Origin of the sequence: Sphingobium cupriresistens (assembly GCF_004152865.1) — a bacterium.
GTDB lineage: Bacteria > Pseudomonadota > Alphaproteobacteria > Sphingomonadales > Sphingomonadaceae > Sphingobium > Sphingobium cupriresistens.
This window is the reverse complement of the sequence record NZ_SEOO01000015.1, coordinates 89,552-102,401: the sequence shown is the minus strand read 5'-3', so window position 1 is coordinate 102,401 and position 12,850 is coordinate 89,552. Positions and strand designations below refer to the sequence as shown.

Genomic DNA, 12,850 nt, shown 5'->3' with positions numbered 1-12,850 from the left:
GGGACTTGCGTCCGCTGTTCGCCGAATGGGTGTTCGGCGAGGGCCTTTCGGAAGGGCAGTCGCAATAGCTTGGCCGTGATGACATTTACCGCTGACAGAACCATGCCAATTAGCTCTGACATCCACAGGCCCGGCGCATAGGGGAATTCCAGCGCCTTGTACCACTGCAAATCATGGGCGGGTGCGGCTGATCCGGCGGGCAGGGGGCGTTTCGACACCGACTGGAAATAGGCGATGCTGGCGTCGCGCCACCATTGCGCCTCGCGATGCTGAATGGTCAGGAAGGCCTGCGTCTCCGCAAACCGCTCCGCATCGACATAGGGTTTGAGCGACGCCCAAGTCGTTTGCATATCCGCGACATAGCGGACCCCGTTGTCATAGCGATGGATCAGGCCGTCCCACACTGTCTCGCCCGATGACAGGCGATAATCCCACGGCACATGATGGAACCAGAGCAGGTCGCGCTCCGGCGTGGTTTTCACATTAGCCCACATCTTCGCGACTGGCGGCGCATATTGGCCGACCGCGTCGCTGCCCGTCTTCGTCCGGTCGAAGCCGATGCCGTTCGCATCCGCCTTATGATAATAGACCGGGTTCCATTCGGGCCGGGCCAGATCGGAAACCCAGGGGCCGGGGCCATAATGATGGCCGGTGTCCATGACATGCGTCAGGCCCAGCGGCGTCATATAATCGACCGCCGCCTCGCGCGATCCCATCATCATCTTGACGATTGGCTGCACGACCTTCTGGTCGGGAGAGAAGGTCATCTCCGCCCATTCTTTTGCAATGTCCTGCGCCGACAGGCTGGTGTCCCAGGCGAGGCGGCCAAAGGCATACCAGTCCGCCTGATTGAAGATCGACCCGTTCCAGTCGCGATCGACGCCGATATTGGCGACGCCGGCGATGCCCGTCAGCTTGTGGCCGTCCAGCGACCCGTCGATCACCTTGGCGACCGTCGACCCCTTGCCCTTCGCATAGGTGTCGGCGTCCAGCACTTCCTCGAACAACGGGCCGAGATAGGTGAGGTGCGTCGACTGGCCCAGATATTCCTTGGTGATCTGGAATTCCATCATCAGCGGCGTCTTGGGCATTGCGCCGAACAAGGGATGGAAGGGTTCGCGCGGCTGGAAATCGATCGCGCCATTCTTCACCTGCACGATCACATTGTCGGCGAATTTGCCGTCCAGCGGCTTGAAGTCGCTATAGGCCTGTTTGGCGCGATCGTCGGGATTGTCATGGGCGTAGACAAAGGCGCGCCACATCACGATGCCGCCATGCGCCTTCACCGCCGCCGCCAGCATGTTCGCGCCATCGGCATGGGTGCGTTGATAATCCTGCGGCCCCGGCTGGCCCTCGCTATTGGCCTTGACCAGGAAACCGCCGAAATCGGGAATCGCCTTGTAGATTTCGTCGGCCTTGGCTTTCCACCAGGCAGCGACGGCCGGATCGAGCGGGTCGGCGGTCTTGAGGCCGTCCAGTTCCATCGGCGCGGTCCATTTGACCGACAGATAGACTTTGATCCCATAGGGACGGAAGACATCCGCCAATGCTGCCGCCTTGGCGATATAGGGCGCGGTCAGGCTGTCCGCCTTCGCGTTCACATTGTTGAGAACCGTGCCGTTGATGCCGATCGAGGCGTTGGCGCGGGCATAGTCGGTGTAGCGCGGCCCTGTCCAGTCGGGCAGCCGCCACCAGTCCCAGATCGACTGGCCGGCATAGCCGCGCTCGACCGTGCCATTGAGATTATCCCAATGATTGAGCAGGCGCAGGCCGATCTTGGGTGCGCTGCGTATGTCGAGCTTGTCGAGACTTGTCCCGCTCTGGGCGAGGCGCAGCCAATGATAGGCGCCGTGGAGCAGGCCGATATCGCTGTTCGCGGCGATCAGTGTGACCGCCTTGCAGTCGATCATCGTAGTGCGAATCGCATAGCCCTCGCTGCCCAGGCCATCCGTCTTGACCGGCAGGGCAGGGGCCGATGTCGGCGTCGCCAGCCACAGCGCGCCTTGCTGCATGGTTGCCGACACGGTCGGGGTAGCGCCGGTCATGCCAGCAATCCCCCGCTGCAATTCGTGCGTCGCGATGGTCAGGGTGGGGCTGGTTCCGGCCGCCACGATAGCGGTCGCATGGGCCGCCAATCCGGGCTTGCGGACCTGATCCGCGGGCGCATAACGCAACCACAGATCATAGCCATCCTCGGCCTGCGCCACGGGCGCGATCACGGGCGTCAGCGCCGTCCCGGCCATGGCGATCATCCAGCAAAACAGGCGCGCTTTCACCAAAATCCTCTCCCTTGTCCCGAACGTCAAAGCCCATTGATCGGGCATTGACAAGTCTCTCTTGTCGAAGCAATGGTAACGCTATCAGTTCAACCACGGCAAGCGGAAAGATTGTCGCGGAATAAAATGGAGAGGGGCGTCGTGATCCGTAACCGTAAAATATGGTGTGCCGCATCGGCGCTGGCGCTGAGTGTCGCCTTGCCGGTGATGCCCGTCCATGCGGCGCCCGCGACGGCATCGACCAAGGCTGTGTACAAGGATGCCGGCGCCCCGATCGAAGCCCGCGTAGATGATCTTCTTGCGCGCATGACGCTGGATGAAAAGATCGCGCAGATCACCACTGTCTGGCTCGACAAGGTCAAGATTTTCGACGCGCAGCTTCAACTCGATCCTGCGAAGCTCGCGGCGCAATATCCCAATGGCCTCGGCCATTTCACCCGGCCGTCTGACGCGAAGGGCGCGGTCAGTCCGCGCGTCGCGCCGGGCCGCAATCCGCGCCAGACGGTCGCGCTCGTCAACGCCCTGCAAAAATGGGCGACGACGCAGACGCGGCTGGGCATCCCGATCCTGTTCCATGAAGAGGGGCTGCATGGCTATGCCGCCGTCGGCGCGACCAGCTTCCCCCAGTCGATCGCCATGGCCTCCTCCTTCGACACCGCCATGCTGCGCGACGTGAACAGCGTGATCGCGCGGGAGATCCGTGTCCGCGGCGTGCCGATGGTGCTGTCGCCGGTGGTGGACATCGCCCGCGATCCGCGCTGGGGCCGGATCGAGGAAACCTATGGCGAAGATCCCTATCTGGTCGGCGAAATGGGCGTTGCGGCGGTCGAGGGGCTGCAAGGCGTCGGCCGTAGCCGCGACCTGCGACCCGGCAAGGTGTTCGCCACGCTCAAGCATCTGACCGGCCATGGCCAGCCCGAAAGCGGCACCAATGTCGGCCCCGCGCCGGTCAGCGAACGCGAACTGCGCGAAAATTTCTTCCCGCCCTTTGAACAGGTGGTCAAGCGTACCGGCATCGAAGCGGTCATGGCGTCGTATAACGAGATCGATGGCGTCCCCAGCCACGCCAATCGCTGGCTGTTGGATAATGTGCTGCGCGAGGAATGGGGCTTCAAGGGCGCGGTCGTGTCCGACTATTCGGCGGTCGATCAGTTGATGAGCATCCACCATATCGCCGCTAATCTGGAAGAAGCGGCGATGCGCGCGCTCGATGCGGGCGTCGATGCGGACTTGCCCGACGGCCTGTCTTACGCGACGCTGGGCAAGCTGGTGCGCGAAGGCAAGGTGAACGAGGCGAAGGTCGATCTGGCCACGCGCCGGATGCTGGAGCTGAAATTCCGCGCCGGCCTGTTCGAACAGCCCTATGCCGACGCCGCCGCGTCGGAAAAGATCACCAACAACGCGGACGCCCGTGCCCTCGCGCTGAAATCGGCGCAGCGTTCCATCATCCTGCTCAAGAATGACGGCATGTTGCCGCTCAAGCCCGAAGGCACGATCGCCGTCATCGGGCCGAGCGCTGCGGTGGCGCGGCTGGGCGGCTATTATGGCCAGCCGCCGCACACCGTGTCGATCCTCGGCGGCATCAGGGCGAAGGTTGGCGGCAAGGCAAACATCGTCTTCGCGCAAGGCGTGAAGATCACCGAGAATGACGACTGGTGGGAAGACAGCGTCACCAAGTCCGACCCGGCCGAAAACCGCAAGCTGATCGCGCAAGCGGTCGAGGCGGCCAGGGGCGTGGACCGAATCGTCCTGACGCTGGGCGATACCGAACAGTCGAGCCGCGAGGGCTGGGCCGACAACCATCTGGGCGACCGGCCCAGCCTGGACCTTGTGGGTGAGCAGCAGGAACTGTTCGATGCGCTCAAGGCATTGGGCAAGCCGATCACCGTCGTCCTCATCAACGGGCGGCCGGCCTCGACCGTCACCATCAGCGAACAGGCCAACGCAATTCTCGAAGGCTGGTATCTGGGCGAGCAGGGCGGCAATGCCGTCGCGGACGTCCTGTTCGGCGACGTGAACCCTGGCGGCAAGCTGCCCGTCACCGTGCCGCGATCGGTCGGGCAATTGCCGCTATTCTACAATGCCAAGCCCTCGGCGCGGCGCGGCTATCTGTTCGATACGACCGACCCGCTCTACCCCTTCGGCTTCGGCCTCAGCTACACGAGGTTCGACCTGTCGCCCCCGCGTCTGGCCGCGACGACGATCGGCACCGGAGGCAAAACAACTGTCTCGATCGATGTCCGCAACAGCGGCGCACGCGAAGGCGACGAGGTCGTCCAGCTCTATATCCGCGACAAGGTCAGCTCCGTCACGCGCCCGATCAAGGAGTTGAAGGGCTTTCAGCGCATCACCCTGAAGCCGGGCGAAAGCCGGACCGTCACCTTCACGATCAGCCCGCAAAGTCTGTGGATGTGGAATGACCATATGGAGCGCGTCGTGGAACCGGGCGAGTTCGAGATCATGACCGGGAACAGTTCGGTCGCGCTCCAATCCGCCACGCTGACGGTGAAGCCATGAGTCTCGCCCGACGTCAGGCGCTGGGCCTGCTCGCCTCGACCTCCTTCTTCGCGGCGGCCCCGGCCGTCGCCGCTAGGAAGAGCGGTCCGCTCTACAAGGACGCCACCGCCCCGATCGACCTGCGCGTTCGCGACCTGCTGGGCCGCATGACGCTGGAGGAGAAGGTCGGCCAGATCATCGCGCTCTGGGCGACCAAGGCCGACATCATGGACGACCTGACCTTCTCGCCTGCAAAAGCGAGCCAGGCCTATCCCGCCAGCTTCGGCCAGATCACGCGCCCGTCCGACCGGCGCGGCGCGCCCGACGGGTCGCAGCAGGCGGGCGGCGTTGGCGCGCGCTGGCGCACCCCGGCCGACACCGTCGCCTTCATCACCGCCGTCCAGACATGGGCGACGCAGGAAACGCGCCTGGGCATCCCGGTGCTGTTCCATGAGGAATCGCTGCACGGCTATATGGCCACCGACGCGACCATGTTCCCGATGGCGATCGGCCTGGCGGGCAGTTTCGACCGGGACCTGATGCGCGACGTCCAGTCCGTCATCGCCCGCGAAGTCCGCGCGCGCGGCGTCCATCTGGCGCTGTCGCCGGTGGTGGATATCGCCCGCGACCCGCGCTGGGGCCGGATCGAGGAGACGTTCGGCGAAGACCCCTATCTGTGCGGCGAAATGGGTGTCGCGGCGGTGCTGGGCTTGCAAGGGGAGAGCAAGCAGATCGGCCCGGACAAGGTCATGGCGACGCTCAAACATATGACCGGCCATGGCCAGCCCCAGAGCGGCGAGAATATCGCGCCCGCGCCGATCAGCGAGCGGGAGTTGCGCGAGAATTTCTTTCCGCCCTTCCGGCAGGTGGTCAAGCGCACCGGCATCGCCGCCGTCATGCCCAGCTATAACGAGATCGACGGCGTCCCCAGCCACCAGAACAAATGGCTGCTCGGCGACATATTGCGCGGCGAATGGCATTTCGACGGCGCGGTGGTCAGCGATTATGGCGCGGTCCACGAACTCGACACCATCCACCATGTTCAGCCCGACCCGGAGGCATCGGCCCGCGCCGCCCTCCGCGCCGGGGTCGATTGCGAGCTGCCCGATGGGATGACCTATCGGACGCTCGTGGAACAGGTCCGCGCGGGCAAGGTGCCCCTCGAAGCGGTCGACATCGCCTGCACGCGCATGTTGACGCTCAAGTTCCGCGCGGGCCTGTTCGAAAATCCCTGGCCGCGCAAGGATTATGACGCGCTGACCGGCAATGCCGAAGCCCGCGCGCTGGCGCTCAAGGCCGCGCACAAATCGATCGCGCTGCTCAGGAATGACGGCACGCTGCCGCTCGCTGCCGGCGCGCACAGGCGGGTCGCGGTGATCGGCCCCAACGCCGCCATCGCGCGGCTGGGCGGCTATTCTTCCATTCCACGGCAGGACGTGTCTTTGCTGGAAGGGGTGAAGGCCAAGCTCAAGGGCAAGGCGGAGGTCGTCCATGCGCAGGGCGTCTTCATCACCCAGAGCGAGGATCGCTCGGTCGATGAAGTCTATCTGGCCGATCCCGCAAAGAACCGCCAGTTGATCGCAGAGGCGGTCGAAGTCGCTAAGGGCGCGGATATCATCCTGCTCGCCATCGGCGATACCGAACAGACCAGCCGCGAAGGCTTCGCGAAGAACCATCTGGGCGACCGCACCAGTCTGGACCTGCTGGGCGAACAGAACGCCCTGTTCTCGGCGATCAAGGCGACCGGCAAGCCCGTCATCGTCTGCGCCATCAATGGCCGCCCGCCCAGCTATCCGGACATAGTGGAGAGCGCCAACGCGCTGCTCGAATGCTGGTATCCGGGGCAGGAGGGCGGCGCCGCCATGGCCGATATCCTGTTCGGGGACGTCAATCCCGGCGCGAAGCTGCCCGTCACCGTCGCGCGCGACGCAGGGCAGATTCCGATCTTCTACAACCGCAAGCCCAGCGCCCGGCGCGGTTATGTGTTCGAGGACATCTCGCCGCTTTTTCCCTTCGGATATGGCCTTAGCTACACGCAATTCACATTTGGAAAACCACGACTTTCTGCTCAACGCATCGGCGTCGGTGGAACTGTCACGGTCGAGGTCGATGTGCGCAACATGGGCGACAGGGCAGGGGACGAAGTGGTGCAGCTCTACGTCCATGACCAGACCGCCAGCGTCACGCGCCCGATCAAGGAACTCAAGGGTTTTGAACGCATCACCCTTGCCCCCGGCGAGACGCGGACCGTGCGCCTGAGCCTCGGCCCTGATGCCTTCGCCTTATGGAATCTGGAGATGGAAGAGGTGGTCGAACCCGGCCTCGTCGACATCATGGTCGGGCCGGACAGCCAGAATCTTCAAACCGTCACGCTCGAAATTATCTGAACAGGACTGCGCATATGCCCAAGATCATTGATGCCAAGGTCATCGTGACCTCCCCCGGTCGCAATTTCGTTACCCTCAAGATCATCACCGAAGACGGCGTCTACGGCCTCGGCGACGCGACGCTCAACGGCCGCGAATTGTCGGTCGCCAGTTACTTGCAGGATCATGTCGTCCCCTGCCTGATCGGCCGCGACGCGCACCGGATCGAGGATATCTGGCAATATCTCTACAAGGGTGCTTATTGGCGGCGCGGTCCCGTCACCATGTCGGCCATCGCCGCCGTCGATACCGCGCTCTGGGACATCAAGGGCAAGCTGGCGGGCCTGCCGGTCTATCAATTGCTGGGCGGGGCGAGCCGGGAAAGCGTGATGGTCTACGGCCATGCCAATGGCGCCAGTATCGAGGATACGGTCGCCGTCGCGCTCGACTATCAGCGCCAGGGTTACAAGGCGATCCGCATCCAGTGCGGCGTGCCGGGCATGGCGTCCACCTATGGCGTGTCGAAGGATAAATATTTCTACGAACCGGCCGACGCCGACCTGCCGACCGAAAATGTCTGGAACACCAGCAAATATCTGCGCGTCGTTCCCGAACTGTTCAAGGCGGCGCGCGAAGCGCTGGGCTGGGACGTGCATCTGCTGCATGATATCCATCACCGCCTGACTCCGATTGAAGCGGGCCGTCTGGGCAAGGATCTGGAGCAATATCGTCCTTTCTGGCTGGAAGATGCCACGCCGGCCGAAAATCAGGAAGCGTTCAAGCTGATCCGCCAGCACACCACGACGCCGTTGGCCGTGGGCGAGATTTTCAATTCGATCCACGACTGCCGCGAGCTGATCGAAAACCAGCTGATCGACTATATCCGCGCCACCGTGGTTCATGCCGGCGGCATCAGCCACCTGCGCAAGATCGCGAACTTGGCCGACCTTTATCAGGTCCGCACTGGTTGCCACGGCGCGACCGACCTGTCGCCGGTCTGCATGGCCGCCGCGCTGCATTTCGACCTGAGCGTCCCCAATTTCGGCGTGCAGGAATATATGCGCCACACGCCCGAAACCGACGCGGTTTTCCCGCACGCCTACACCTTTGCTGATGGGGCCATGCATCCGGGTGAAGCGCCCGGTCTGGGCGTCGATATCGACGAGGACCTGGCCGCCCAATATGAATATAATCGCGCCTTCCTGCCGGTGAACCGGCTGGAAGACGGCACCATGTTCAACTGGTGATCCCTTGACCCATCCGCAAACATCTCCGTCGTTCCCGCGCAGGCGGGAATCCATCGCGCCATCTCGCGCCTTGCTTCGTGCCGATAGATGGATCCCCGCCTGCGCGGGGATGACCAATGCTTGTTGGAAAGCCCGATGAACGCCATCCCAAAGCCATCCGGCCCAAAGCCATCAGGCCCAAAGCCATCAGGCCCAAAGCCATCAGGCAAAGTCCGCTGGATCGTCTGCGGCTTGTTGTTTGCGGCGGTCGTGCTGTCTTATGTCGATCGCCTCGTCCTGCCGACATTGAAGCCTGACCTTCAGGCCCGCTACGGCTGGAGCGAACGCGGCTATGCCGATCTCGCCATCTGGTTCCAGGCGGGCTATGGCATCTCTTACGTCGTGTTCGGGCGGCTGATCGACCGGATCGGCGCGCGGGCTGGCTATGCGCTGGCTGTGACCTTGTGGACGCTGGGCCATGTCGCCCATATCTTCTTCACATCGACCGCCGGGATGCTGATCGCGCGCATTCCGCTGGCGATCGGGGAAGCGGGGACATTTCCCGCCGCTATCGCCGCGACCAACGAATGGTTCCCCAAGAAGGAACGGGCGCTCGCCATTGGCATCTTCAACGCCGGGTCGAATGTCGGGGCGATCCTGACGCCGCTGGTGGTGCCGATCATCGCGGTGACGCTGGGCTGGCGCTGGGCGTTCATTCTGACCGGCCTGCTGACCGTGGTCTGGCTGGCCGTCTGGCTGAGCTTCTACCGCACGCCGCGCCAGAAAAAGAGCCTGTCGGCCGAAGAACTGGCCTGGATCGAAACCGATCCCGTAGAACCCCAGCGCCCGGTCAAATGGGCGACCCTGTTCCGCCATCGCCAGACCTGGGCCTATATGGCGGGGCGCTTCCTGATCGATCCGGTCTGGTGGACCTTCCTCTTCTGGCTGCCCGATTTCTTCAACAAACAATATGGCGTCAAGATGCTGGACTTTGGCCCGCCGCTGATTGCGGTCTATCTGCTGGCCGATGTCGGGTCGGTCGCGGGCGGATGGGCCTCCTCGCGCTTCATGGGGCGGGGATGGAGCCTCAATCGCGCGCGCAAAGGCGCGATGCTGCTCGCCGCGCTCTGCGCCGTGCCGATCGCCTTTGCCGCCAGCGCGCCATCCATGTGGGTGGCGGTCGGCCTCATCGGCCTGGCCTGCGCCGGGCATCAGGGCTTTTCCGCTAATCTCTATGCGCTGCCCGGTGATGTCTTTCCGCGCCGGATGGCGGGATCGGTCGTCGGTCTTGGCGGCCTTTCGGGTGCGGTCGGGGGTATGATGATGGCCAAATTCGCGGGCGTCATCCTCGACACGGTGGGCAGTTACGGCCCGATCTTCGCGGTCGCCTCCTGCGCCTATCTGATGGCGCTGGGCGTCATCCATCTTCTCCTGCCCCGCTATCAGGCGGTGCTTGTTCCCCTTCCAGAGACTCGCGCATGACGAAGCCCTTACGCCTGCACCCCGACCGGCTGTTCCCGTCCGATCCCGCCACCCGCGATATGGCGCGGCGCCTCTATGCGGCGGTCAGGGATCTGCCGATCATCAGCCCGCACGGCCATACCGATCCGCGCTGGTTCGCCTATGACGCGCCTTTCGCCAATCCCGCCCAACTGCTGATCGTGCCCGATCATTATGCCTTCCGCATGTTGATGAGCCAGGGTGTGACGCTGGACGAACTGGGCGTGCCGACCGTCGATGGCAGCGCGACCGAAAGCGATCCGCGCGCCATCTGGCGGCGCTTTGCCGAGCGTTACTATCTGTTCCGGGGCACGCCCACGCGGATGTGGATGGACTGGGTCTTTGTCGAGGCGTTCGGCATCGATGTGCAGTTGGAAGCGGACACCGCCGATCACTATTACGACATGATCGATACCGCGCTGAGGACCGACGCCTTCCGCCCGCGCGCCCTGTTCGAACGCTATAATATCGAAGTGATCGCAACCACCGAAGGGCCGCTCGATCCGCTCGACCATCACCGCGCGATCCGGGCGTCGGGCTGGGGCGGCCGGGTCGTCACCGCCTATCGTCCCGACCCGGTGCTGGACCCCGACGACCCGCATTTCATCGCCAACGTCCAGCGCTTCTGCGCCATGGCGGGTGAGGATGCAGGCAGCTATGCCGGATATCTCCGCGCCCACGAAAAGCGCCGCGCCGATTTCCGCGAAGCCGGCGCGACCTCCACTGACCACGGCCATCCGTCCGCCTTCACCGCCAACCTGCCGCGCGAAGAGATTGAGGCGCTTTACGCCAAAGTCACGACCGGCCCCGTCACGGCCGGAGAAGCAGAACTGTTCCGCGGACATATGCTGACTGAAATGGCGCGCATGGCGATCGAGGACGGCATGGTGATGCAATTGCACCCCGGCGTCCATCGCAGCCATAACGCCGCCGTGCTGGCCCGCTTCGGCAAGGACAAGGGCGGCGACATCCCGACCGCGGGCGAATTCGTGCAGGCGTTGAAGCCCTTGCTCGACGCTTATGGCAATGACCCGCGCCTGACCCTGATCCTCTTCACCCTGGACGAGGATGTCTATGCCCGCGAACTCGCCCCGCTGGCGGGCCACTACCCCGCGCTCAAGCTGGGGCCGCCCTGGTGGTTCCATGACAGCCCGGAAGGGATGCGCCGTTTTCGCGAGCGCACGACCGAAACCGCGGGTTTCTACAACATGGTCGGCTTCAACGACGATACCCGCGCCTTCCTTTCGATCCCGGCGCGGCATGACGTCGCCCGCCGCATGGACTGCGCCTGGCTGGCCCAACTGGTCGCCGAACATCGGCTGGAGGAGGATGAGGCGGTCGAAGTCGCCCGTGCGCTCGCCTATGATCTGGTCAAGGCGGCGTACAAGCTGTGAGCCGGCTCTCCTCTCAAACGCTGGCGCAATTGCCCGCCGATGTGATCCGCCCCGCCTATGACCGAGCCGCCGTCAAGTGCGGCGTGGTCCATATCGGCATCGGCGCCTTCCATCGCGCGCACCAGGCGGTCATATTCGACAATGCGCTTAACGCCGGCGACTTGCGCTGGGGGATCGTCGCCGCCTCGCTGCGGTCGCCGGGCGTGCGCGATCAGATGCAGCCGCAGGACGGCCTCTATACCATGCTGGTGCGCGATGGCGCAGCACAGCGGGCGCGGGTGATTGGCGCGGTCCAGCGCATCATCGTCGCGCCGGAGGAGCCGCAGGCTTTGCTCGCCGCGCTGGCTTCTCCCGACACCCATATCGTCACGCTAACCATCACCGAGAAGGGCTATAAGCTCGACCCGGCGACCGGCGCGCTGATCGAAGCCGATCCGCAACTGGCCGTCGACATGGTTTCGCTCGACGCGCCGCAAACCGCGCCCGGCTATCTGGTCGCCGCGCTGGCGCGTCGCCGTGCGGCCGGACTGTCCCCCTTCACCGCGATCAGCTGCGACAATCTGCCGCATAATGGCGCGCGGTTGCGGGGCGCAGTGCTGGAACTGGCGCGCCGCCATGACGCCGCCCTGGCCGACTGGATCGCGCAGCATGGCGCTTTCCCCGAAACCATGGTCGACCGCATCGTGCCGGCGACCACGGCCGAAGACATCGCCGCGCTCGCCACGCGCCTGGGCGTGGAGGATCAGGCGATGGTCAAGACCGAGCCATTCCTGCAATGGGTGATCGAGGATCGTTTCTGCGGCCCGCGACCGAATTTCGGCGCGGGCGTGCAACTGACCGCGGCAGTCGCCCCCTGGGAAGAGGCCAAGCTGCGCCTGCTGAATGGCGCGCATAGCGGAATCGCCTATCTGGGCGGCCTGGCGGGCATCGACCATGTCCATGAAGTGCTGGCCCTGCCCGAAGCACGCCATTTCGTGGAGGCGCTTTGGGACGAGGCGGAGAGGACTTTGTCTCCACCGCCCGAACTGGACGTCGCTGCCTATCGCCGCGACCTAATGGCGCGTTTCGACAATCCGACGCTGCGTCACCGCACGCGCCAGATCGCGATGGACGGATCGCAAAAGCTGCCCCAGCGGCTGCTCGCGCCGATCGCCGCGCGCCTCAAGGCAGGGGATGGGATCGATGCCCTGGCGCTCGCCGTCGCGGCCTGGATACGCTGGCAGGCCGGGCGGGACGATAGTGGCGCACCCCATTATGTGGACGATCCGCTGGCCGAAACGATGGCTGCGGCATTGGCTGACAAACAGGACACGGCCGATCGCGTCGCGGCGATTCTTGCGTTCGATGCCGTTGTGCCGCCGGCGCTGGCGCGCGACGACAGGCTGCGCACGTCGCTGGACCCGTGGCTCGCCATCCTCGAAACAAATGGCGCTCTGGCGGCGCTGGCCGCTTTTCGCGGAGTGATGGAATAGTCGCCTATATCGTTACCAGTCGCGTTGCTTGAGCGTCTTGACAAAGTCGCAGGCAGGTTTATTGAAGCAAAAGTGATAGCGCTACCAGTTTACGCCCACCGGAAGTTCGGGGGCCGCGCT

The 12,850-nt window shown here is 64.3% G+C and carries 7 protein-coding genes; 6 read left to right on the top strand and 1 reads right to left on the bottom strand.

The window, feature by feature from the left end; all coding sequences use genetic code 11:
- Positions 1–2,276, bottom strand: a 2,276-nt coding sequence (locus EWH12_RS10910) for an alpha-glucuronidase family glycosyl hydrolase (protein ID WP_129926569.1), incomplete at its 3' end; no start/stop codon positions are given.
- Between the two features lie 141 nt (positions 2,277–2,417).
- Here EWH12_RS10910 and EWH12_RS10905 point away from each other — a divergent pair.
- The 6 genes from EWH12_RS10905 to EWH12_RS10880 all read left to right on the top strand — a co-directional run bounded on the left by EWH12_RS10905 (position 2,418) and on the right by EWH12_RS10880 (position 12,730).
- Entirely contained in the window at positions 2,418–4,793 is a 2,376-nt protein-coding gene (locus EWH12_RS10905) for a glycoside hydrolase family 3 N-terminal domain-containing protein (RefSeq protein ID WP_129926568.1), read from the top strand.
- Positions 4,790–7,159 carry a glycoside hydrolase family 3 N-terminal domain-containing protein gene (locus tag EWH12_RS10900; RefSeq protein ID WP_129926567.1) on the top strand — a complete coding sequence of 790 codons (2,370 nt, stop codon included), beginning with the start codon at positions 4,790–4,792 and terminating at the stop codon, positions 7,157–7,159. Before EWH12_RS10905 ends, EWH12_RS10900 begins: the two co-directional genes overlap by 4 nt.
- A gap of 14 nt (positions 7,160–7,173) precedes the next feature.
- Positions 7,174–8,385 carry a D-mannonate dehydratase ManD gene (gene manD, locus EWH12_RS10895; protein WP_129926566.1) on the top strand — a complete coding sequence of 404 codons (1,212 nt, stop codon included), beginning with the start codon at positions 7,174–7,176 and terminating at the stop codon, positions 8,383–8,385.
- A 135-nt stretch (positions 8,386–8,520) separates the two neighbouring features.
- On the top strand, positions 8,521–9,846 hold the full coding sequence (locus EWH12_RS10890) for an MFS transporter (protein WP_129926565.1): 1,326 nt from the start codon (positions 8,521–8,523) through the stop codon (positions 9,844–9,846).
- Complete coding sequence (uxaC, locus tag EWH12_RS10885) at positions 9,843–11,258, top strand: glucuronate isomerase (RefSeq protein ID WP_066601303.1); 1,416 nt, start codon at positions 9,843–9,845, stop codon at positions 11,256–11,258. Before EWH12_RS10890 ends, uxaC begins: the two co-directional genes overlap by 4 nt.
- Positions 11,255–12,730 carry a mannitol dehydrogenase family protein gene (locus EWH12_RS10880; RefSeq protein WP_129926564.1) on the top strand — a complete coding sequence of 492 codons (1,476 nt, stop codon included), beginning with the start codon at positions 11,255–11,257 and terminating at the stop codon, positions 12,728–12,730. The genes uxaC and EWH12_RS10880 overlap by 4 nt, the downstream gene beginning before the upstream one ends.
- Positions 12,731–12,850: the final 120 nt, after the last annotated feature.

Bases quoted from the DNA above. Each gene is read 5' to 3' on its own strand.
- manD (WP_129926566.1), top strand. From the start codon at position 7,174: ATGCCCAAGATCATTGATGCCAAGGTCATCGTGACCTCCCCCGGTCGC.
- uxaC (WP_066601303.1), top strand. From the start codon at position 9,843: ATGACGAAGCCCTTACGCCTGCACCCCGACCGGCTGTTCCCGTCCGAT.
- EWH12_RS10900 (WP_129926567.1), top strand. From the start codon at position 4,790: ATGAGTCTCGCCCGACGTCAGGCGCTGGGCCTGCTCGCCTCGACCTCC.
- EWH12_RS10890 (WP_129926565.1), top strand. From the start codon at position 8,521: ATGAACGCCATCCCAAAGCCATCCGGCCCAAAGCCATCAGGCCCAAAG.